Source organism: Donghicola sp. XS_ASV15 (assembly GCF_041224595.1).
Lineage (GTDB): Bacteria > Pseudomonadota > Alphaproteobacteria > Rhodobacterales > Rhodobacteraceae > Donghicola.
This window is the reverse complement of the sequence record NZ_JBGFGN010000151.1, coordinates 18,645-39,062: the sequence shown is the minus strand read 5'-3', so window position 1 is coordinate 39,062 and position 20,418 is coordinate 18,645. Positions and strand designations below refer to the sequence as shown.

Below are 20,418 nucleotides of genomic sequence, written 5' to 3'. Positions count from 1 at the left end.
TCGATGCAAGACCTCGCACCCATGCGCCGTGCGCTCATTTCCGTATCCGATAAAACCGGCCTCGTAGATCTGGGCAAAGCGCTGGCCGCACGCGGCGTCGAGCTGCTGTCCACCGGCGGCACCTCCAAAGCCCTGCGCGACGCAGGTCTGGACGTCAAAGACGTCTCCGAGATCACCAACTTCCCCGAAATGATGGACGGCCGCGTCAAGACGCTGCACCCCATGGTCCACGGCGGCCTGCTTGCGCTGCGCGACAACGGCACCCACGTTCAGGCGATGCAAGAGCACGGCATCCCCGAGATCGACCTGCTGGTCGTGAACCTTTATCCGTTCGAAGCCGCTCTGGCTCGCGGCGCAGAATATGACGAGATGATCGAGAACATCGACATCGGCGGCCCCGCGATGATCCGCGCTTCGGCCAAGAACCACGGCTTCACCACCACCATTGTTGATGTCGAAGATTACGACGCCCTGCTGGCAGAGCTGGAAGCCAACGACGGGAAGACCACCTACGGCTTCCGTCAGAAGATGGCGCAGAACGCATACGCCCGCACCGCTGCCTACGATGCGGCTGTGTCGAACTGGATGGCTGGCGCTGCTGGCATTGAGACCCCGCGCCGCCGTGCCTTTGCAGGTGAAATCAAACAGACCCTGCGTTACGGTGAAAACCCCCACCAGCAAGCGGCGTTCTATGTCGATGGCGGCAACCGCCCCGGCGTTTCGAACTTCGAACAGCATCAGGGCAAAGAGCTGTCGTACAACAACATTAACGACACCGACGCAGCCTTCGAACTGGTTTCGGAATTCCTGCCCAAGGACGGTCCGGCCTGTGCGATCATCAAGCACGCGAACCCCTGCGGTGTGTCGCGCGGCGAAACCCTGAAAGAAGCGTATCAGCGCGCATTCGATTGTGACCGCACCAGCGCGTTCGGCGGCATCATCGCTCTGAATCAGATTCTGGATGCAGAAACCGCTCTGGCGATCACCGAGATCTTTACCGAGGTTGTGATTGCCCCCGGTGCGGACGATGCGGCCAAAGAAATCTTTGCCAAGAAGAAAAACCTGCGCCTGCTGACCACCCCCGGTTTGGCAAATGCGGCGTCGGCGGGTCTGGCATTCAAGCAGGTGTCCGGTGGTCTGCTGGTTCAGGACCGCGACAACGGCATGATGACCTACGAAGGCCTGAAGGTCGTGACCAAGGTTGCGCCCACCCAGCAGGAGCTAGAAGATCTGCTCTTCGCTTGGAAAGTTGCCAAGCACGTGAAGTCGAACGCCATCGTTTACGCGAAAAACGGCGCGACCGTGGGCATTGGCGCTGGCCAGATGAGCCGCGTGGACTCGACCCGTATCGCAGCGCGCAAAAGCCAAGACATGGCCGAAGTGCTGGGCCTCAAAGAACCCACCGTCATGGGCTCTGTTGTGGCATCGGACGCGTTCTTCCCCTTCCCCGATGGTCTGCTGACCGCCGCCGAAGCAGGTGCGACTGCTGTGATCCAGCCCGGTGGCTCCATGCGTGACGAAGAAGTGATCAAGGCAGCTGACGAGGCTGGCCTCGCGATGGTCTTTACCGGCCAGCGTCACTTCCGCCACTAAGAGGACGGCCATGACCCGCGCGGTAGCACATCTCTTCTGGCCTGCCTTCTGGGTGTTTCTGGCGGACCAAGCCAGCAAGTACATCGTGGTTCACATGATGGAATTGCGCACCCTTGGGCAGATTGACGTGCTGCCGCCGTTCCTGCAATTCCACATGGCGTGGAACCGCGGGATCAACTTTGGCCTCTTTACCTCGGATGGGGATATGGGTCGTTGGGTTCTGATTGCGATTGCGCTGGTAATCAGCATCGGCGTGATCCTTTGGACCCTGCGCACCAAGCCCGGTCGTTGGGCGACCTTGTCCGCTGGCGTGCTGGTGGGCGGCGCTCTCGCAAATGTGGTGGATCGCGTTCTTTATGGCGCGGTCGCCGATTTCCTGAACATGTCATGCTGTGGGATCAACAATCCCTATGCGTTTAATATTGCAGATATTGCTATTTTTGCTGGGGCCATTGGCCTCGTGCTCTTCGAACCGGGCAAAGCACGGAAAAAGGGTGCGTGACGCCGCCCTTATCTGCTGTTAAGCGTGGAGCAAAGTAGCGGAGGTCTAGTTAGGCATGAAGCGTTTCGTGCTCGTCATTGCAGCGTTGGCTCTTGGGGCCTGCGATAACGGAAACCCCGATCGTCTGTCTCGGGGACCGGACGAATTTGCCATTGTTCCTGTGAAACCTCTGGAAATGCCGGTCACGGCAGATCTGCCTGCACCCGGAGGTGATAACCGCGCAGACCTGACGCCGCTGGCAGATGGGGCTGCCGCGCTTGGCGGGCGCCAAGCCAGCCCTGATGGTCAATTCCCTGCTGCCGACGGTGCCTTGGTGACGTATGCGGCTCGTGCGGGCCTGTCGTCGGACATCCGCAGTGTTCTGGCCGACGAGGACGAGATCTTTGTGAAGCGCCGTCGTCGTTTGCTGGGGCCGGAACTGCCCTACGAAGAGATGCGCCTCGATCCCTATGAACTGATCGATCTGTATCGCGCACGCGGCTATCGGGTTCCGACACCGCCGCCTCTGGAAGAGTAAGAATACAGGCGGGGCGGTCACAGTCCCGTCAGCCCTCTTGAATGCGCGCGTTCATGTCGTAGATTTCCTTGAAAAATAGGGAGCTGACATGAGAGCAATCCTCACGCCGTTTAGTCTGACCTTGGCGCTGGCCGCGTCAACCGCGCTGGCGCAAAGCGAAGACGTCACCACTTTTACGCTGGAAAACGGCATGGACGTCGTGGTGATCGAGGATCACCGCTCCCAAGCTCTGACCAATATGGTCTGGTATCGTGTCGGGGCCGCTGACGAACCTGCAGGCACATCTGGCATCGCCCATTTTCTGGAACATCTGATGTTCAAGGGTACCGATGACATGGCTGCGGGAGAATTCTCTGCCACCGTTGCGGCCAATGGCGGGACCGACAACGCATTCACCTCTCAGGATTACACGGCATACTATCAGAATGTGGCAGCGGATCGGCTGGACCTCATGCTGGAAATGGAGGCCGACCGAATGGTCGATCTGCGCATGACGGACCAAGAGGTCGGCACAGAGCGCGATGTGATCCTCGAAGAACGGAATATGCGGGTCGAGAATAGCCCACAGGCCTTGTTTTCCGAACAGTCGGATGCGGCGCTCTACATGAACCACCCTTATGGCATCCCCGTGATCGGCTGGCGCCAAGAGATGGAGGAGCTGAGCCAAGAGGACGCCCTGTCATTCTACAAGGAATATTACGCACCGAATAACGCGATTCTGGTTGTCGCGGGCGACGTGAACCCCGAGGACGTGCGCGCCATGGCCGAAGAGCATTTCGGGCCGATCGCGCCGAATCCTGACCTTGGGCCGCGCGTGCGCCCGCAGGAACCGCCCCAACTGGCAGAGCGCCGACTGAAATTTTCTGATCCCAGGATCAGTCAGCCCTATCTCTTGCGCAGTTATCTGGCGCCCGAACGCAATGCAGGTGATCAGCGTGAAGCAGCCGCGCTGACATTGCTGTCGCGCTTGCTAGGGGGGAATAGCACCACATCCTATCTGGCGACCAAGCTTCAGTTCGACACGCAGACCGCTGTATATTCCGGAACGTCTTATGCAGGCATGTCACTGGATAAGACAAAGTTCACCTTTGTTCTGGTACCGGCAGACGGCGTCTCGTTGGAAGAGGCGGAAGCGGCTATGGATCAAGCGATTGCGGACTTCATCGCGGAAGGGCCGGCCCCCGAAGATTTGGAACGGATCAAGACACAGTTCCGCGCCTCTGAGATCTACGCGATGGACAGCACCAGCTCGCGAGCGAACCGCTACGGTGCGGCGCTGGCCATCGGCCTAACCGTCGAAGACGTGCAGCAGTGGACACCCACCGTTCTGGACATCACCGCAGAAGAAATCGTCGACGCGGCAAAATCCGTTCTGGACCGACGCCGGTCCGTCACAGGCTACATCACATCGGGCATGGATGCCGACACAGGGACAGAGGGCTAAGTATGAAATATTTGATCGCTATTTGTCTTGTCGCGTTTTCCGCTCTGCGCGCAGTGGCCGCCGTCGATATCCAAGAGGTCGAGAGCCCGAGTGGTATCAAGGCATGGCTCGTCGAGGAGCCTTCGATCCCGTTCGTCGCGTTAGAGCTTCGGTTCCTTGGCGGTGGTAATCTGGACCCCGATGGTAAGCGTGGCGCAACCAACCTGATGATGGGCTTGCTCGAAGAGGGCACCAACGACATGGACGCCCGTGCTTTTGCCAAGGCACGGGATTCGCTGGCGGCGTCCTATCGGTTCGACACCGGTGCCGACGACGTTTCTGTTTCGGCGCGGTTCCTGACAGAGAACACGGATGAGTCTATGGCCCTGCTGCGGCAGGCTCTGGTAAGCCCCAGCTTCGACGAGGCCGCCCTAGAGCGCGTGCGTCAGCAAGTGCTGACCTCGATTCGCAGTAGTCAGACCGACCCCAACGACATCGCGAGCCGCGAATTTGGCGCGCTGGTCTACGGAGACCACCCTTACGCAACTGAATACGAAGGCACCGCAGAAAGTGTCGCAACCCTGACCCGTGATGACATTGTTGCGGCGCATAGGAATGCCTTGGCCATGGATCGGCTCTATGTTTCGGCGGTTGGTGATATTTCCGCCGAAGAACTGGGTGTCCTGTTGGATGATCTTCTAGCCGATTTGCCCGAAACAGGCGCGCCGCTTCCCCAAGAGGCGAGACTGACTTTTGATGGCGAAACCCATGTCGTTCCGTTCGAGACGCCGCAGTCGGTCGCTCTCTTTGCGCAGCCCGGTATGAAGCGGGACGATCCGGACTACTTTGCTGCTTATATTCTGAACCAGATCCTTGGTGGATCGGGCTTTGACAGCCGCCTGATGACCGAAGTGCGTGAAAAACGTGGCCTGACCTACGGTATTGGCAGCTACCTGGTTCCGCGCGATTACGCCGAGTTGTGGGTGGGGCAGGTTGCCTCGGGGAACGACCGGATTGCGGATGCCATCAGCGTTGTCCGTGATGAGTGGGCCAAGCTCGCGACCGAGGGCGTGAGCCAAGAAGAGCTGGACCAAGCCAAAACCTATATGACTGGTGCATATCCTCTGCGATTTGACAGCAATGCAGCGATTGCCAAGATCCTTGTCGGGATGCAAATGCAGGATTTGCCGACGTCATATGTGACATCGCGCAATGACATGGTTAATGCCGTGACACTTGAACAGATCAACCGCGTCGCTCGCGATCTGATGCAGCCGGATGCGCTGACATTTGTCGTGGTTGGGCAGCCTGCCGGGCTCTGATCTGCCCTAGAGATTCGTAAGATCGCGTGCTAATTCTTGGGGTATGACCATGAGCAGCCCCAAGATATCCACAGATCAGGCATCTCGACCTGTAATTCGCCAGCTTGACAGCGGCGCCATCAACCGCATCGCCGCTGGTGAGGTTGTCGAGCGGCCCGCATCGGCCGTCAAGGAGCTGGTCGAGAATGCTGTCGACGCTGGCGCACGCCGAATTGAGGTGTGTGTGGCCGATGGCGGCAAGACCCTGATCCGCGTGACGGATGACGGCTGTGGCATGTCCGCAGAGGACTTGCCCTTGGCGTTGTCCCGCCATGCCACCAGCAAGATCGACGGCTCTGATCTCTTGAATATTCACACCTTCGGTTTCCGGGGCGAGGCGCTACCGTCCCTTGGCGCTGTCGGGCGGCTGACCATTACTTCGCGCCCGACGGGCGAGGACGCTGCGCAAATTACCGTCGCTGGCGGCGAGATGGGCCCTGTCAAACCAGCGGCCCTGACCAGCGGGACCGTGGTTGAGCTGCGTGATCTGTTCTACGCGACCCCCGCCCGCCTGAAATTCATGCGCAGCGACCGCGCCGAGTCCCAAGCGATCAGCGATGTCGTCAAACGTCTGGCGATGGCCGAGCCCTCGATTGGGTTTACCCTGCGCGATGTTTCGGGTGGCGGTTCGGGGCGCGTGACCTTTCGCAGCGATCCCGAAACAGGTGATCTGTTCGACGCGCTTCGCGGGCGGTTGGCCGGAGTCCTCGGTGGAGAGTTCTCTGAAAATGCTCTGGCGATTGATGCCGAACGCGAAGGCGTCCGCCTGACGGGCTACGCGGCTCTGCCCACCTATTCTCGCGGTGCGGCCGTCTCACAGTACCTGTTCGTGAACGGGCGGCCTGTGCGGGACAAACAGCTCACCGGCGCATTGCGCGCCGCCTACATGGATTTCCTATCCCGTGACCGACATCCCGCAGCTGTTCTGTTCGTTGATTGTGACCCGCAAAAGGTCGACGTGAACGTCCACCCTGCCAAGTCCGAGGTTCGGTTCCGCGACCCCGGTCTGGTGCGCGGATTGATCGTCTCGTCCTTGCGCCACGCTTTGGCCGAAGCCGGGCATCGCGCTTCTAGCACCGTCGCGGGCGCTACTTTGGGGGCGATGCGGACTGAGCCGACCCAGCCGCGCGTGTTCCAGTACCAGATGGATCGGCCGTCTGCTGCCGCGCGCAGTGCCAGCTACATGGGGCAAGCTCCTGCGATGCAGCCTGTCCCACCGCGTGACACAGGCTTTGCCGAGTTTTCGACCGCCTATAGCGGGCGCGTCGTGGAAACCCCGCCTGTCCCTGACATGCGTCCCGAACTTGAAACCGAAGCGCCCGAGCCTGCGAATCTGCCCTTGGGTGTCGCACGTGGTCAGGTGCACGAGAACTACATCATCGCGCAGACCCAAGACGGTATGGTGATCGTCGATCAGCATGCCGCTCACGAACGTCTGGTCTACGAAAAACTGAAAAAGCAGATGGCTGAAAATGGCGTCGCGGCCCAAGCCCTGCTGATCCCCGAGGTCGTGGATCTGTCCGAGGGCGACAGCGCGCGGTTGCTAGAACACGCGGGTGATCTGGCGCGCATGGGGCTGAGCATTGAACCCTTTGGCGCTGGTGCTGTCGCAGTCCGCGAGACCCCGGGGATTCTGGGCAATGTGGACGCCAAGGCGATGGTTCTCGACATTCTGGATGAGTTGATTGATCAGGGCGAAAGCCTTTCCCTGCAGGCGCGACTCGAGGCGATCCTGTCCCGTGTTGCCTGCCATGGCTCAATCCGATCCGGCCGACGGATGCGCGCCGAAGAAATGGATGCACTCCTCCGCGAGATGGAGGCGACACCCCATTCCGGTCAGTGCAATCATGGCCGCCCCACCTACGTGGAGCTCAAACTCTCTGACATCGAAAGGCTGTTCGGGCGCACATGAAAAAAGAATTTTTAAGAGACTATAAACCTACGAAGGCTCCGTTGATCTCCAACTGCACTGCAACCTTAAGCGAGTACGATGGTGGTAGTGCGCGCATCATGATCTCTCTTCCAATTGGTTTCGCTGAGTTGATTGCAGAAAATGGTGTAAAGGCAGGGGGGAAGGCGAAGGTTCGAATCACTCATGCTGGCCAAACCTTCGAAGCTGAGGCAATAGAAACCCGCATCGATACCTCTGATCCCTCTGGCAAGAGGCTTTCGAAGAGCGCTGGCGTTGGCTCGTTTTCGAAAATGAGAATAAAGTGACTTTCGAAACAGTATTTCAGAATCCTTTGGTTCTGGGTGCCCTCATCCTTGGTGGATTGGTGCTGCTTATGCTGTTCGCGGTCATGCGCTCTGCTGGAAAGTCTGCCCAGATGATGGAGCCGATGGCGCGTCAGATGTGGGCACTGGACCAGCGCGTTCAGTCTCTTTCTGATGGTCAGCAGCAATTAGCGGGGGGATTGAACCATGTGTCAGAGGCGCAGGCCTCTAGTCAAAAGCACATGCTACAACTGATGGAGCAGCGTCTGGCGACTGTGACCGAGCAGATGAATGTGAACCTGCACGGATCGGCGCAGCGGACAGCAAAATCGCTGGGGGAGTTGCAGCAGAGGCTCGTCGCGATCGACAAGGCGCAAGAGAACATCACCAAACTGTCCGGTGATGTTCTGAGCCTTCAGGATATTCTGTCAAACAAACAGACCCGTGGTGCATTCGGCGAGATCCAGTTGAACGACATTGTAGGTAAGGCATTGCCGTCGGACAGCTATGCGCTGCAGCACACGCTGTCTAACGGGCGCCGGGCGGACTGTTTGATCCACTTGCCCAATCCGCCGGGTCCAATCGTCATCGACAGTAAATTCCCGCTCGAGGCTTACGAGGCGCTGCGTAAGGCCGACACGCAGGCCTTGTTGAACGAAGCAGCGCGGATGCTGCGCCAGTCGGTGCGCAACCATATCAAGGCCATTTCCGAAAAATATATCCTAGAGGGCGAGACCGCTGACGGCGCGATCATGTTCTTACCGTCCGAGGCTGTTTATGCAGAGCTGCACGCCAATTTCCCCGAACTGGTGCGCGAAGGGTTTGAAAAGCGGGTTTGGATCGTGTCTCCGACCACTTGCATGGCGACCCTGAACACTATGCGCGCCATCCTCAAGGATGCGCGGATGCGAGAGCAGGCGGGTGCCATTCGAAAAGAGTTGGGTCTGCTTTATTCGGACGTGGACCGTTTGGGTTCACGGGTTGAAAATCTGGACCGCCATTTCAATCAGGCGGCCAAGGATATCTCTGAAATCAAGATTAGTGCCGAAAAGGCAGGCAAACGCGCTCGTCGACTGGATAATTTCGATTTCGAAGAACTTGCGCCAGAAACCGCCGATCAGTTAGCCATCAATACGCAAAAAACTGTCTAAATCCGCCGATCGTTCGCCACGCGAACAATTCAGGGGTGACTCAACCGAAATTTCTGTGTTTCTTCCCCGCAATTCTGCCGAAGACGTGCCTGAGCGCGCAGTGGCGATATTGGGACGATAGTGGAAGACATGATGAAGCGCACCCTCACCTGTGTGGCCTTTGGCCTATTCGTATTGACCAGTGCTTGTAGTCAGATGGCTGAGCCGGACCCCGAAGTAAAACCTCTCGCTTTTGCCGACTATGCTGACCCTCTTTATCCGAATGAAACACCAGAACTTCGTTCTCTCATTCTGAAATATTCAGAAGAGTATGAAATTCCACCTTCGCTGATCCAACGCGTTGTGATCCGCGAAAGCACTCACCGCCCATGGGCTCGCAACGGCCCTTACTACGGTCTGATGCAGATCCTGCCCGCGACCGCCCGCAGCATGGGGTTCAAAGGCGAGCCGGCGGACCTGCTAGATGCGGAAACCAATCTGAAATACGCGGGCAAGTACCTGCGCGGTGCCTATCTGGTGGCAGATGGCGACGAAAAAGAAGCCGTCATGCACTACGCACGCGGCTACTACTATGCGGCCAAAGCCAAAGGTTTGCTGGACGAAACAGGGCTGCGTTAAGCAGCCCTTTTTTCTTGTCTAAAGTTAGATGCGCAGGAACGGCTGCGCGAGCCGCGGAAGCAAGCTGCGGAAGCGCAGCGGTGCGTCCGTCGCAGCCAGACAGATGCAATCCTCACCGATATCCGCAACTGGTGTGTGGAACAGATCCTCGTCCGCAACTTCGATATCACCGGGGCCAAAGTGGTCTGTTTCATCCTGAAACGCGCCCTGTAGCACCAAGGTCAACTCGGTCCCGCGATGCCCATGATCCGGCACAGCACATCCTGCAGGGATATAAAGCAGGCGCGCGGTTGCGTCCTTTTGGGTTGGGATGATCGCTTGTTTTACACCCATGCCGATCGACCGCCATTTTACGCTCTCTAGGTCGCCGCCAACGAAGTCTTGCACCGGACCGGGCAGAACGCCCTTTTTGCGGGGTTTTGGGACGGACAACTTTGGCGCACCTTCGATCAGGCGCATTGTTGCAGCAAAGCTGTCATCGGACAGCTCGGCGGTATCCAAATCCTCAATCAAGGCTCCGCCGGTCGCATCAAAGCTCTCGGCTGCCGCACGGCAGGCGTCGCACATCGAAAGATGGGCGGCAACGATCAGGTCAAAGGCTTCTGGCAGAGTCCCGGCAGAGTAGGCCATCAACAGTTGGTCGGTCAGGTGGTGTTTAATATCGCGCATCATCACAGTCACTTCATCTGGTGGCGCAAGCGGTCCAGCGCCAACCGTATCCTAGATTTGATCGTGCCCAAGGGCAGACCCGTTTCCTCGGCGATTTCACTGTGCGTTAGATCGCCAAAGTAGGCTTTCTCGACCAGCTGCCTTTGTTTTTCTGGCAGAGCGCGGATCGCTTCCCCCAGTCTTTGTGACTCTTGCTGCATCACGAACGAATCTTCGGCATCGGGCTCGGCCTCTGGTCCCCAAGGCAGATCCTCGGGTTCGGGGCGGCGCCGTTTGCGCAGCATGTCAATTTTGCGGTTCCGCGCGATCGTGAAGATCCACGTGGAAACGCCAGCCCGCGATGGGTCAAACATCTCTGACTTTCGCCAGATCGTGGCCATCACCTCTTGGGTGCATTCATCGGCCAAGGCTTCGTCGGCTCCGGATTTGATCAAGAACCCCTTCACCCGGGGTGCAAAGTGCGCGAACAGCTCTTTGAACGCGACCTGATCTTGGTTCCGGATACGCAGGATATGGTTTGTCCAATCCTGGGTCGGTTGTGTTTTGGCGTCAGGCACTCTGGAGCCTTTCGGGGATTGAGGGCGCATGTCAGCACCCATAACACGACGCTTGGCGTGTGCTGGCAACCTGTTTTCCGAAATGTCCAACTGTTCCATCAACATACCGCTATTACGACGCACGAGGAAAACTGGATCACTGACCAATTATTTTTTTCATCCGCTTGGCTTGGCTCTACGTAACATGGACATAATCACAGGAGACGACCCAATGCCTTTCGAGACCTCGGCCCCCTACACACGTAAAATCGCGGTAATTGGCGGAGGGATCTCTGGAATGGGTGCAGCCTATGCCCTGTCAGACGATTGCCATGTCACGTTGTTCGAGGCCGAAGATCGCTGGGGGGGGCATGCTCGCACAGTAAAAGCGGGCAAAAATGGTGATCAGCCCGTGGATACGGGGTTCATCGTATTCAACCATGTGAACTACCCCAATATGGTAAAACTGTTCGAGCGCTTGAATGTGCCGACGGTCAAAAGCGATATGAGCTTTGGCGCATCCATTGACGGCGGGCGGCTGGAGTATGGTTTTAATTCGTTGAATTCGGTCTTTGCGCAGCGCCGCAACCTATTCCGTCCAGAATATCTGCGGATGCTACGGGACGTGTTTAAGTTCAACGCCAACGCGGTCGAGGCGGCAGAGGGTATGCCCGATGCATCGATCGGCGAATTGCTAGAGCATTTTCAGCTTGGAGACTGGTTTCGCAAATACTACCTCGCACCACTCTCAGGCGCGATCTGGTCGACTCCCACGGCCGAAATCATGGATTTCCCGGCATTGGCGCTGATCAACTTCTTTAAGAACCATGCCCTGCTCAGCCATAAGGGGCAGCACCAGTGGTACACGGTTGAAGGCGGCTCGATCCAGTATGTGACGCGCCTGATCGCAGCGCTGCGGCGCAAAGGTGTGACAATGCGCAAAGGTACCCCGATCGCTGGCGTGCGCCGCACTCTAAACGGTCCCGAGGTTCGTGGACATGGCGGGGAGTGGGAGCTGTTCGACGAAGTGGTCTTTGCGACTCACTCTGATGTCTCGCTCGCTCTGCTCGAGGATGCGACACCCCGCGAAACCCAACTGCTGGGGGATGTTCGGTATCAGCCAAACAAAATTGTACTACACGCCGACGAGTCCGTGATGCCAAAGCGCCGTCTGTGTTGGTCGTCTTGGGTCTACACCGAAGACAAGAATGCCCCGAGCGATCGGATTGATCTGACCTACTGGATGAACTCACTTCAGCCCATCCCCATGAATGATCCGCACTTCGTCACTTTGAACTCGCGTCGCGAGATCAAGGATGAACTGATTTACGATGAAGTCACACTGATGCACCCTGTCTACGATCTGGCTGCCATGAAAGCGCAAAAAGAGGTCGCAGCGACCAATGGCGCATTCAACACGTGGTTCTGCGGTGCATGGATGAAGAACGGTTTCCACGAAGACGGGCTGAGTAGCGGGCTCGAAGTGGCCGAGAACCTGCGTGCCCGGATTCGACAACAGGTGGCGGCTGAATGAAAACGGTCGATCACATCGAGGGGCATACGTGGCACGGTCGCAAGGGCGATATCGAGAATGGTTTCCGGTACAGCATCGACTACGTCATGCTTGACCCGGAGAAGCCGATGCGTGGACCGAGCCTGTTCTCTCGGAATGCGGCCAATGTGTTCTCTGTTCGGGACCGCGACCATGGCGGCGCGCCCAAAAATGGCGAGGGCGCTGTCTGGGCCCGGCGCGCCTTGCGCGAGAATGGGATTGAGCTTGATGGCAAACTCGTCCTGCTGACCCAGCCGCGGGTGCTTGGTCACGTCTTTAACCCTGTTAGTTTCTGGCTCTGCTATGATGCAAAAGGGACATTGCGCGCAGTGATTGCCGAGGTGACCAACACCTTTGGCCAGCGACACAGCTACTTGTGCCATCATGACGACCTGTCCGAGATCACCGCGCAGGATAAGCTTGTCGCGCGCAAGATCTTCCACGTCTCGCCCTTTCAGCCGATCGCGGGGGACTACCAGTTCCGCTTTGACATCCGCGAAGACCGGATCGGGATATGGATTGATCTAACCCACTCCGAAGGTGGCCTAACCGCGACCCTGACAGGGCCAAGACGACCGCTGACCAACACGTCGGTTCTGCGGTCCCTTGTTCGGCGACCGCTCGGCGCGCGCCGCGTGGTAGTTTTGATCTTTTGGCAGGCGCTGAAGCTCAAGCTGAAGCGCGCCATTTATCGCCCGTGCCCTGATGCCCCCGAGACAGAGGTCAGCCGGTGACACAGGCTCGGCCTCTTTGGCCCTACTCTGTTTTTGCGGGTGTTTTGGCGGCAGCGGGGCTTCCGATCTACATCCATGCCCCCAAATTCTACGTCGATAGTTATGGAGTGGAGCTCGGTAGTCTGGGGGCGATCCTAGCCGTTCTGCGCCTATTGGACCTGTTTCAGGACCCGTTGTTTGGCCTGCTTTCGGCGCGGCTCAAATCAAAAGGCCTGTCGGTGGCGATCGCAATGGCAGTTCTGGCCGCCGCGATGGTCGGTCTGTTTGCTGTTGCGCCGCCGTTTGATCCTCTGGTCTGGTTCGCTGTGATGCTGGTGCTCATGTTCTCGGCCTACAGCTTTTTGACGATCACTTTCTACGCCGCTGGGGTGAGCCGCGCCGAGTCTGCGGGCCGCGCCCATCTAAAATTGGCCGGTTGGAGAGAGGGCGGCGCTTTGGTCGGCGTTTGCCTCGCCGCGATTGCGCCAGTCGCTTTGGTCAGGCTTTTTGATCAGCCGTTCTCGGGGTTTGCTGCCGTGTTCTCAGTGTGCGCGGGTATATCGGTTTGGTTCATGACACCGGAGTGGTCGATCAGACAGCACCCCAGCCTGCCCAACTTGCGAGGCGTGCTCGAGGACGCGAACGCTAGGTGGCTCCTGCTCCTCGGGATTGTGAACGCAGCGCCGGTCGCGGTGACGTCGACTTTGTTTTTGTTCTTTGTCGAAAGCCGCCTTGCCAGTGCAGGCAGCGAAGGCCCTCTTTTGGTGCTGTTCTTTGTATCCGCCGCCGTCGGCGCGCCGATCTGGTCGGTGATCGCACAGCGTATTGGCCCTCGCGCCGCTTTGCTGATCGGTATGGGCTTGTCCGTTGCGGCGTTCTTGTGGGCACTTTCGCTTGATGCAGGGGACGTTTGGCCGTTCGCCGCAATTTGCGTCGCCACAGGCGTGGCATTGGGCGCGGATATGACGATTTTGCCCGCAGCTTTTGCGGCGCGGATGGCTCGGGTCGATCCCCAAGGGGCCGCGGGGTTTGGTCTGTGGTCCTTCGCCACCAAAGCAAGTCTCGCTCTTGCCGCCGCTGTCCTTCTGCCTCTGTTGCAAGCGGCAGGTTTTCGGAGCGGGGGACCAAATTCTGCCGAAGCACTCGGGACGCTCTCGGTACTCTATGCGGGCGTACCGTGTGTTTTGAAGTTGTGCGCAATAGGTCTGTTGACCCGCACCCCAATGGAAAAGGAGCTGTAGACAATGACCGTTATGTGGATTGCGGTAGGATTCTTCGTGGCTTTGGCTGTGTCTTTGATCATTCGCAGCCAAGCATCCTTTTCGGCGCAGAAGCCGTCTGACTACGATGGCGCGGCCACTTTCGACGTTCGCTCGACGCTGTCTGGACCTATCCAGTGCGAAGGTGTGATCTATGGCCCGACCGGCCGTGTCGCATCACGCTTTTGTGCCGATATGGAGGGGCGTTGGGACGGGAACAAAGGGACGCTCTGCGAATTCTTCACATATGACAGTGGCTCGACGCAGGCGCGCGAATGGCAGCTCACCGTTTCTGACGATGGTAGCATCCGCGCCGAGGCCGAAGATCTGGTTGGATCGGGACAGGGATGGCAGCGCGGGGATGCGGTGCAGCTCAACTACCGGATTCGCCTGATGGAGGACGCAGGGGGCCACGTTTTGGATGTGACGGACTGGATGTATCTGACGCCGAACGGGGTAATCATGAACCGTAGCCAGTTCAGAAAATTCGGGATCAAGGTGGGCGAGCTGGTCGCCACCATGCGCCCAAAGGAGGTTACGTGACGGATTGGAACGAAAAGAGATATTGGTTGATTGGCGCGAGCGAAGGGCTTGGCCGCGCTCTGGCCCATCAACTAAGCCGAGTTGGCGTTGAGGTCATTCTGAGTGCGCGCTCAAAGGAGCGCCTCGAGGAGTTGGCCGAAGAGCTCCCCGGTCGTGCCAAAGCCGTTGCCTGTGACGTGTCCAGTTTGGAAAGCGTAACCAAAGCGGCCGAAGAGGTGGGCGACGTGGATGGCGTGATCTATCTGGCCGGTGTGTACTGGCCGATGGAGCCCAAAGACATCGACGCCGAAAAGATGGCGCTGATGGCAGATGTGAACCTAGGTGGTGCGATGCGCGTGGCAGGTGTCATGGTGCCGAAGTTCGTTGAGCAGGATCGCGGCCATTTGATCTTTACCGGCAGTTTGTCGGGCTTTCGCGGGCTCCCTGGCGCTGTAGGCTACGGCGCCTCAAAGGCGGGTGTGATGTCATTGGCTGAAACCTTGCATGCCGATCTGCGCAAGACGGGCGTTCGGGTGCAATTGGTAAACCCCGGCTTTATCAAAACCCGTCTGACCGAGAAGAATGACTTCAAGATGCCGTTTCTGATGGAGCCAGATGACGCGGCGCGTGAGATTTTCGACCACATGAATTCTCCCAGTTTTGCGCGAAGCTTTCCGACGGTCTTTTCCTGGCTATTCCGGGTGGCCAAAATCCTGCCGGACTGGGCCTATTTTCGAATTGTCTCTTGATCGTTGTGTGTTGCCCTAGATCAAGGACGGCTGACCGAGAACGCCGGATGCTGGATCAGGGCCGAAGAAGGAAATGAGCCATGCTAAGAATATCCTCGTCAAAAGTTGCTCAGATCATTTTGCTGGCGCACGAGTTGCGGATGAATTCGGGCGAAATGGAAATCCTGACCGAAGACCTGTCTGAAGACGAAGTGCAAACCATGGGACGGATGGACGATGACGCGATCCGCTCTTTCATCGGCGATCTGAATGAAGAAGAGCAAACCGATCTTATCGCCTTGGCGTGGATCGGGCGCGACACCTTTACCGTTGATGAACTGGACGAAGCGCGGGCGACCGTTGTGTCCGAAGCCACCAGCGAAACGGCAGATTACCTGCTGGGGATGCCCGAGCTTGCGGAATATCTGGAAAGCGGTTTGGACGCATTTGGCATCTCTGCCGAGGACGAAGAAGACGACATCATGTGAGAAAGGGGGCCGCGGCCCCCTTTGTTATACGTGCATCAGATGCTTGCGATAGGTCGCCATCGCGCGGCCCCACACACCGGAATTGGTGTCTGTGATTTGCATCAGCCATGGCAGCGATTGTCCCGAGAAATCCTGAGAGCTTTCGAGCGGTAGCATCGAGGGCAAGTTATCGATCGCGGTGACATCCAAGGGCGGATCGTCGTGGACGCGGGTCGCGGGCTCTGCCCAAGTGGTGGCCTCATGGTACAATGGCACAGGGTTAAAGTCGCTGTCCGGATCGCAGGCGATATCCCCGATGACACACAGTTTTCGTGCCGCTTCTTTGGCAGACGCGGGAACGAACACTGGCGTGTTTGGTCCTGCCAGAATGCAGTTTAGGAAGACGTCATGTTCGAGAATTTCTGGGAAAGGTCCCCCGTGAGCGGTTTCCTTCATGTCCCATTTGGTCACGTCCACACCTAGTTCGCCGCACAGATCGCTCGCGCCTGTTCCGACGCGGCCAAGCGCGCCTATGACGATGGCGTCGGGGCGGAGCTGACCGGTGCGGTCCAGTTCGTCCCGCAGCATGGCGCACATGGTTTTTGCGTTGGCGTAGCCTTGCATCGGGGGGCAAATCCCGCCGGATTTCTGCGCGGCCCAAGCGCGCAGCGCCACGGCTGCACCCGCGTAACCGGCCCAATACCCAAACGCGGCCACGCGGCGCCCCTGTTCATTCACCAAATATTCCAGATCGAACAGCGTTCCACCGCCAGCTTTGAAGCGTTTCAGCAGGCGCTGACCTGCCGACTGACCTTTGTAGGCATGTCCGAACATGATGTGGCGGTGAATGAGCGGCGTGTCCTCTTCTGGCAGCTCTTTGAGGCCAAAGATGATGGCGTCTTTCGGAGCGCCTGGCCAGCTGCCTTCGGGGGCGATTTCGGCGCCTGCCTTGCGGTAGGCGGTGATCGGGATGATGCGCTGGCTGCTTTCCTCGACGGTGACCCGATATCCGGCAGCGATCATTTCGGCCACGCCTTCGGGCGTTATGCCGACGCGCTGTTCGTTCTGGCGGCTTTCGGTGCGGACCCAGAGGTGAGTCATCGTGGTTTCCTTTGGTATATCAGGCATGGGTTTTAGCGTGGATGCGATCGGGCACATCCAAGTGCGGCGTCGCGCCGAACTGGGTTAGATACAAGTCATCCCCACGCAATTCGAATTTGTGGACCGAGGTGTGGGCAACAGCCAGGAACATCTTGACCTTGGCGGCGGTCTCCAGACCCAAGGCAATCGCGGTTAGGGTCGAAATCACACCTGTGGATGTGACCAGCAGGCAGCGCTCGCCTGTGCCAGCCGCCGACCGAAGCGCGGCGAAAATCCGGTCGTGAAAAGCGTCATAGCTTTCGACATCAGGGTGGATCCCATCATTGCGCCAGGCGTCCAGCACTTGGGGGACGTGGGCGGCAAACTCGGTGGCGCAGGTCGGGATTGGTACGCCGTGGCTGTTTTTCAGAGACTCGGCGAGGCCAAAGTAATCCAGCTCGTTCAGGCGTGCGTCTGTGTCGTGGGGCAAGGCGCGGCGGTTCAGGCCTTGCGCGGTCTCGATCTGGCGGCGCATCGCGCCAGAAATAATACGGTCATAGGGCGCGACGGTTTCCAGATGCTCGCCGAGCCACGCGGCCTGCCGATGGCCCAGTTCAGACAGGCGGTCATAGCTGGCTTCGTCCTGTGCGCCGGTGTTGGCCTGCCCGTGGCGCACCAGTGTAATCTCGGTCATCTGCGACTCCTGTTCTTGCCTCTGGTGCTTAGGCTGGGGGCAGGGCGGGTCGCAACCCCTATCGCCAGCTCACATCACCAAGAAAGATGTAGCCCGCCCCGTAGATCGTTTTGATCAGACGGGGGTTCTTGGGGTCTTCTTGCAGTTTGGTCCGTAAACGTGAGATCCGCACGTCCATCGCGCGATCAAAGCTTTCGCCCGCAGCACCGCCCAAGGTTTCCTGCATATAGGCGCGGGTGACCAGACGTTTCGGGCTTTCCAGAAACAGCCGCAGCACCGCCCCTTCGGCATGGCTGAAAGGGGTTTCTGTGCCCTCGGCGTCTTCTAGAGTGAAGCGGTCGAAATGCGCCGTCCAGCCTTCGAATTGGGCAGTATCCCCGCTGGATTTGGTGGCTTTGCCCTTGCGCAGGCGGGCACGAATGCGGGCGACGACCTCGGACGGGTCAAAGGGTTTGATGATGTAGTCATCGGCCCCCAGTTCCAGCCCCGTGATCCGGTCCTGTACCTGCGCACGCCCCGAGATGATGATGACCGTCGCGCCTTGTTCCAGCGCCAGCCTGTGGACCAAGGTCAGCCCGTCACGATCCGGCAAGGACAGATCCACCAGACACAGATCGGGCTGGCAGGACTTCAGCGCGGCCTCGAATTCCGTCGCGCGGCCAAAAGACATGGTGCGAAAGCCAGCCTCTTGGAGCGTGTCGGCCAAGAGCTGCCGGATCTCGGGTTCATCGTCCAGAATGGTGACAAGAGGTTCGGTCATGCTGGCTCCTCCGACCCGAGAGCCGCGGCCAGATCGGGCGCGTCAAAGGGTTTACGCAGCACCGTTCCGCTGGCGCGAGCGGCGATGTGATGGGGGTGTGTTTCGGGAAGGGATGTCATGAGCACAATCTTGGCAGGATGGTTCGTCGCGAACAGGGCGGCGCGCAGGTCGAGCCCCGTTGCCTCTCCGGTCAGGGAAATGTCAGAGACCACGTAGGCGATGTCGGGCAGGTCGCGGGCCAGAGCAAGCCCTTCGTCGACAGAGGTCGCTTCGATCACAGAATGGCCGTGGTCGGTCAGCATGTCGCGGACGGTGGTGCGGATGTCATCGCTGTCCTCGACCAACAGGACCAGCGCGGGGGCAACTGCGGTGGGGGCGGCGCGCAAGGGCAGGCGGATGGTGACGCGCGCGCCTTGGGACGTGTTGCCCAAGGTGACTGTGCCGCCCGCTGTTTTGGTCATGTCGTACACCATCGGCAGACCAAGGCCCGAGCCTTCGCCGCCTTTGGTCGTAAAGAACGGATCGAGCGCGTGTTTTAAGGCGGTTTCGGAAAAGCCGGGTCCCGTGTCGCCGACAGATAGCTCTAGCCACGTGTCGCTAATCGCCCGCAGGCGCAGGGTGATCTGCCCCTTGGCCCCGCAGGCGTCGCGCGCATTCAGCACGAGATTTAGGGCAGCGTCTTGGAGCAGGCCGGAGTCCAGCATCAGGGGCGTCTGGAGTAGTTCAGTCTCGACCTTGAGGTAGACGCCATCGGGCAGTGTGGACCGCGCCAGAGTAATCAGGTCTTTGGTAAAGGCATTCATTTCCACGGCGTGCAGGCGCAATTCGCGTCCCGCTGTGATCCCGGCGATCTTGTTCAACAGCCGCCCGCCACGGTTCGCGGCATTGATCGTGGCGCTGATCAGGTCGGCCGCATCAGCGGGCAGGGACATGCGGGCCAGTTTCCCCTGCATCCCCAGAATGATCGTCAGCAGGTTCGAAAAGTCATGGGCCAAGCCGCTGGTCAGTTGCGCTGCCATTTCGCGTTTTTTTGTCTGCTGGAGCGCGGTGCGGGCTTGGGTTTCCTCGGTCACATCAAGGGACAGAACGTTCACGCCGGAAATCTGGCCAGTGCTGAAATCAGGGGTAAAGGCTGCGCGGATGCGGCGGGACGTGGGGGCGTCGGTGAACTCGATCACGGCGGATTCGCCGGACAGGGCGCGCTGGACCGAGGGCAGAACCTTGGGAAAGGATTCGCCCAACGCCTCGGTCATGGTCATGCCCAGAATGTCCTTGCGCCGGCCCGGCATGACCCAAGACAGCTGCCGGTTCGAATAGGTATAGCGCAGGTTCAGATCGACGCGAGCGATGTGGGCGGGCATCATCTCGGTCGTCAGTCGGATGCGGGCTTCGGCCTCGTTCGCGCGGGCTTTGGCCTGTTCCAAGGCGGCGTTCGTCGCAGCAAGTTCGCGGTTCGCACCCGACAGCTCCTCGGCGTAGGCGAGAACCTGATCGCTCAGTTCTTCGGACCGCGCGCGCAGCAGGGCCTCTTGGCGTTTGATCTGGGTGATGTCGGTGTAAACGGTGACCCAGCCGCCTTCGGGCAAGGGGTTCCCTTCGACGCTGATCACGCGGCCATTGGCGCGGGTGCGCTCCATGTAATGGGGGGCAAATGTGCGGGCTTGGTCCAGCCGCGATGCCACATATTCAGGGATATCATCAATTTGCCCATACTCTCCACGTTCTGCGAGATAGTGGATGACGTCTTCGAAGTTGGCGCCGGGTGTGACCAATGGGCCGGGCAGATTGAACATCTCTTGCATACGGCGGTTCGCGACCACCAGACGCAAGTCGGAATCGAAAATCGACAGGGCCTGCTGGATCAAATCCAGCCCCGCCGTGGTCATCGCGTGAATGGCGTGATCGCTTTGTGACATGTCTCCTCCGACCGGTATTAGTCGCTATCGAACAGGCAGGTGCAAGGCCGACGCGGCGGCTGTTACAATTCGTTAGGTTTCAGAAATTTTCAGGAAAAAGTTGACCGACAGGCTGAGACCATGACCCAATAGGTCAAGAGTCG

At 58.9% G+C, this 20,418-nt stretch carries 21 protein-coding genes; 15 read left to right on the top strand and 6 right to left on the bottom strand.

The window, feature by feature from the left end:
• The first annotated feature begins 3 nt into the window (after nucleotides 1-3).
• The 9 genes from purH (at nucleotide 4) to AB9K37_RS12720 (ending at nucleotide 9,379) form a co-directional block, all read left to right on the top strand.
• Complete coding sequence (gene purH / locus AB9K37_RS12760; RefSeq protein ID WP_369839324.1) at nucleotides 4-1,593, top strand: bifunctional phosphoribosylaminoimidazolecarboxamide formyltransferase/IMP cyclohydrolase; 1,590 nt, start codon at nucleotides 4-6, stop codon at nucleotides 1,591-1,593.
• Nucleotides 1,594-1,603: 10 nt separating this feature from the next.
• Nucleotides 1,604-2,095, top strand: coding sequence for a signal peptidase II (lspA, locus tag AB9K37_RS12755; protein ID WP_369839321.1), 492 nt, complete (start codon nucleotides 1,604-1,606; stop codon nucleotides 2,093-2,095).
• A 55-nt stretch (nucleotides 2,096-2,150) separates the two neighbouring features.
• Nucleotides 2,151-2,612, top strand: a complete 462-nt coding sequence (locus AB9K37_RS12750) for a DUF3035 domain-containing protein (protein ID WP_369839318.1) — start codon at nucleotides 2,151-2,153, stop codon at nucleotides 2,610-2,612.
• Between the two features lie 88 nt (nucleotides 2,613-2,700).
• Nucleotides 2,701-4,056: a M16 family metallopeptidase gene (locus tag AB9K37_RS12745; RefSeq protein ID WP_369839315.1), complete on the top strand. Its 1,356-nt coding sequence runs from the start codon at nucleotides 2,701-2,703 to the stop codon at nucleotides 4,054-4,056.
• 2 nt (nucleotides 4,057-4,058) lie between these two features.
• Nucleotides 4,059-5,357, top strand: a complete 1,299-nt coding sequence (locus AB9K37_RS12740) for a M16 family metallopeptidase (protein ID WP_369839312.1) — start codon at nucleotides 4,059-4,061, stop codon at nucleotides 5,355-5,357.
• Nucleotides 5,358-5,400: 43 nt separating this feature from the next.
• On the top strand, nucleotides 5,401-7,308 hold the full coding sequence (gene mutL / locus AB9K37_RS12735) for a DNA mismatch repair endonuclease MutL (protein WP_369839309.1): 1,908 nt from the start codon (nucleotides 5,401-5,403) through the stop codon (nucleotides 7,306-7,308).
• Nucleotides 7,305-7,613 (top strand): hypothetical protein, encoded by a 309-nt coding sequence (locus AB9K37_RS12730; RefSeq protein WP_369839307.1) that lies wholly within the window; start codon nucleotides 7,305-7,307, stop codon nucleotides 7,611-7,613. Before mutL ends, AB9K37_RS12730 begins: the two co-directional genes overlap by 4 nt.
• Complete coding sequence (locus AB9K37_RS12725) at nucleotides 7,610-8,761, top strand: DNA recombination protein RmuC (protein ID WP_369839304.1); 1,152 nt, start codon at nucleotides 7,610-7,612, stop codon at nucleotides 8,759-8,761. Before AB9K37_RS12730 ends, AB9K37_RS12725 begins: the two co-directional genes overlap by 4 nt.
• Before the next feature lie 195 nt (nucleotides 8,762-8,956).
• Complete coding sequence (locus AB9K37_RS12720) at nucleotides 8,957-9,379, top strand: lytic transglycosylase domain-containing protein (RefSeq protein ID WP_369839609.1); 423 nt, start codon at nucleotides 8,957-8,959, stop codon at nucleotides 9,377-9,379.
• A gap of 24 nt (nucleotides 9,380-9,403) precedes the next feature.
• On the opposite strand, the gene AB9K37_RS12715 is transcribed toward AB9K37_RS12720, so the two are convergent.
• A complete protein-coding gene (locus AB9K37_RS12715; RefSeq protein ID WP_369839301.1) occupies nucleotides 9,404-10,051 on the bottom strand; it encodes a ChrR family anti-sigma-E factor in 648 nt (215 codons plus the stop codon).
• Nucleotides 10,052-10,056: 5 nt separating this feature from the next.
• Nucleotides 10,057-10,635 (bottom strand): sigma-70 family RNA polymerase sigma factor, encoded by a 579-nt coding sequence (locus AB9K37_RS12710; protein WP_369839606.1) that lies wholly within the window; start codon nucleotides 10,633-10,635, stop codon nucleotides 10,057-10,059.
• 181 nt (nucleotides 10,636-10,816) lie between these two features.
• On the opposite strand from AB9K37_RS12710, the gene AB9K37_RS12705 reads away from it, so the two are divergent.
• The 6 genes from AB9K37_RS12705 to AB9K37_RS12680 all read left to right on the top strand — a co-directional run bounded on the left by AB9K37_RS12705 (nucleotide 10,817) and on the right by AB9K37_RS12680 (nucleotide 15,846).
• Complete coding sequence (locus AB9K37_RS12705; RefSeq protein ID WP_369839298.1) at nucleotides 10,817-12,118, top strand: NAD(P)/FAD-dependent oxidoreductase; 1,302 nt, start codon at nucleotides 10,817-10,819, stop codon at nucleotides 12,116-12,118.
• Nucleotides 12,115-12,870, top strand: a complete 756-nt coding sequence (locus AB9K37_RS12700) for a DUF1365 domain-containing protein (RefSeq protein ID WP_369839295.1) — start codon at nucleotides 12,115-12,117, stop codon at nucleotides 12,868-12,870. Before AB9K37_RS12705 ends, AB9K37_RS12700 begins: the two co-directional genes overlap by 4 nt.
• Entirely contained in the window at nucleotides 12,867-14,090 is a 1,224-nt protein-coding gene (locus tag AB9K37_RS12695) for an MFS transporter (RefSeq protein WP_369839292.1), read from the top strand. The genes AB9K37_RS12700 and AB9K37_RS12695 overlap by 4 nt, the downstream gene beginning before the upstream one ends.
• 12 nt (nucleotides 14,091-14,102) lie before the next feature.
• Complete coding sequence (locus AB9K37_RS12690; RefSeq protein WP_369839603.1) at nucleotides 14,103-14,651, top strand: DUF3833 family protein; 549 nt, start codon at nucleotides 14,103-14,105, stop codon at nucleotides 14,649-14,651.
• On the top strand, nucleotides 14,648-15,379 hold the full coding sequence (locus tag AB9K37_RS12685) for an SDR family NAD(P)-dependent oxidoreductase (protein WP_369839289.1): 732 nt from the start codon (nucleotides 14,648-14,650) through the stop codon (nucleotides 15,377-15,379). The genes AB9K37_RS12690 and AB9K37_RS12685 overlap by 4 nt, the downstream gene beginning before the upstream one ends.
• 80 nt (nucleotides 15,380-15,459) lie before the next feature.
• The gene (locus tag AB9K37_RS12680; protein ID WP_072709349.1) at nucleotides 15,460-15,846 is read left to right on the top strand and encodes a DUF3775 domain-containing protein; all 387 of its coding nucleotides are present in this window, start codon (nucleotides 15,460-15,462) and stop codon (nucleotides 15,844-15,846) included.
• A 24-nt stretch (nucleotides 15,847-15,870) separates the two neighbouring features.
• Here AB9K37_RS12680 and AB9K37_RS12675 read toward each other — a convergent pair whose 3' ends face one another.
• From AB9K37_RS12675 to AB9K37_RS12660, 4 genes are read right to left on the bottom strand one after another with little or no spacing between them, the layout of a single operon-like run.
• Nucleotides 15,871-16,926: a saccharopine dehydrogenase gene (locus tag AB9K37_RS12675; RefSeq protein ID WP_369839286.1), complete on the bottom strand. Its 1,056-nt coding sequence runs from the start codon at nucleotides 16,924-16,926 to the stop codon at nucleotides 15,871-15,873.
• Between the two features lie 19 nt (nucleotides 16,927-16,945).
• Nucleotides 16,946-17,599, bottom strand: coding sequence for a histidine phosphatase family protein (locus AB9K37_RS12670; RefSeq protein ID WP_369839283.1), 654 nt, complete (start codon nucleotides 17,597-17,599; stop codon nucleotides 16,946-16,948).
• 58 nt (nucleotides 17,600-17,657) lie between these two features.
• A complete protein-coding gene (locus tag AB9K37_RS12665) occupies nucleotides 17,658-18,359 on the bottom strand; it encodes a response regulator transcription factor (protein WP_369839280.1) in 702 nt (233 codons plus the stop codon).
• Nucleotides 18,356-20,275: a PAS-domain containing protein gene (locus AB9K37_RS12660; protein ID WP_369839278.1), complete on the bottom strand. Its 1,920-nt coding sequence runs from the start codon at nucleotides 20,273-20,275 to the stop codon at nucleotides 18,356-18,358. Before AB9K37_RS12660 ends, AB9K37_RS12665 begins: the two co-directional genes overlap by 4 nt.
• Between the last annotated feature and the right edge of the window lie 143 nt (nucleotides 20,276-20,418).

Coding starts and splice junctions, on each gene's coding strand:
- purH (WP_369839324.1), top strand. CDS start 4: ATGCAAGACCTCGCACCCATGCGCCGTGCGCTCATTTCCGTATCCGAT.
- lspA (WP_369839321.1), top strand. CDS start 1,604: ATGACCCGCGCGGTAGCACATCTCTTCTGGCCTGCCTTCTGGGTGTTT.
- AB9K37_RS12750 (WP_369839318.1), top strand. CDS start 2,151: ATGAAGCGTTTCGTGCTCGTCATTGCAGCGTTGGCTCTTGGGGCCTGC.
- AB9K37_RS12745 (WP_369839315.1), top strand. CDS start 2,701: ATGAGAGCAATCCTCACGCCGTTTAGTCTGACCTTGGCGCTGGCCGCG.
- AB9K37_RS12740 (WP_369839312.1), top strand. CDS start 4,059: ATGAAATATTTGATCGCTATTTGTCTTGTCGCGTTTTCCGCTCTGCGC.
- mutL (WP_369839309.1), top strand. CDS start 5,401: ATGACCATGAGCAGCCCCAAGATATCCACAGATCAGGCATCTCGACCT.
- AB9K37_RS12730 (WP_369839307.1), top strand. CDS start 7,305: ATGAAAAAAGAATTTTTAAGAGACTATAAACCTACGAAGGCTCCGTTG.
- AB9K37_RS12720 (WP_369839609.1), top strand. CDS start 8,957: ATGGCTGAGCCGGACCCCGAAGTAAAACCTCTCGCTTTTGCCGACTAT.
- AB9K37_RS12715 (WP_369839301.1), bottom strand. CDS start 10,051: ATGATGCGCGATATTAAACACCACCTGACCGACCAACTGTTGATGGCC.
- AB9K37_RS12710 (WP_369839606.1), bottom strand. CDS start 10,635: ATGCGCCCTCAATCCCCGAAAGGCTCCAGAGTGCCTGACGCCAAAACA.
- AB9K37_RS12705 (WP_369839298.1), top strand. CDS start 10,817: ATGCCTTTCGAGACCTCGGCCCCCTACACACGTAAAATCGCGGTAATT.
- AB9K37_RS12700 (WP_369839295.1), top strand. CDS start 12,115: ATGAAAACGGTCGATCACATCGAGGGGCATACGTGGCACGGTCGCAAG.
- AB9K37_RS12690 (WP_369839603.1), top strand. CDS start 14,103: ATGTGGATTGCGGTAGGATTCTTCGTGGCTTTGGCTGTGTCTTTGATC.
- AB9K37_RS12680 (WP_072709349.1), top strand. CDS start 15,460: ATGCTAAGAATATCCTCGTCAAAAGTTGCTCAGATCATTTTGCTGGCG.
- AB9K37_RS12675 (WP_369839286.1), bottom strand. CDS start 16,926: ATGACTCACCTCTGGGTCCGCACCGAAAGCCGCCAGAACGAACAGCGC.
- AB9K37_RS12670 (WP_369839283.1), bottom strand. CDS start 17,599: ATGACCGAGATTACACTGGTGCGCCACGGGCAGGCCAACACCGGCGCA.
- AB9K37_RS12665 (WP_369839280.1), bottom strand. CDS start 18,359: ATGACCGAACCTCTTGTCACCATTCTGGACGATGAACCCGAGATCCGG.
- AB9K37_RS12660 (WP_369839278.1), bottom strand. CDS start 20,275: ATGTCACAAAGCGATCACGCCATTCACGCGATGACCACGGCGGGGCTG.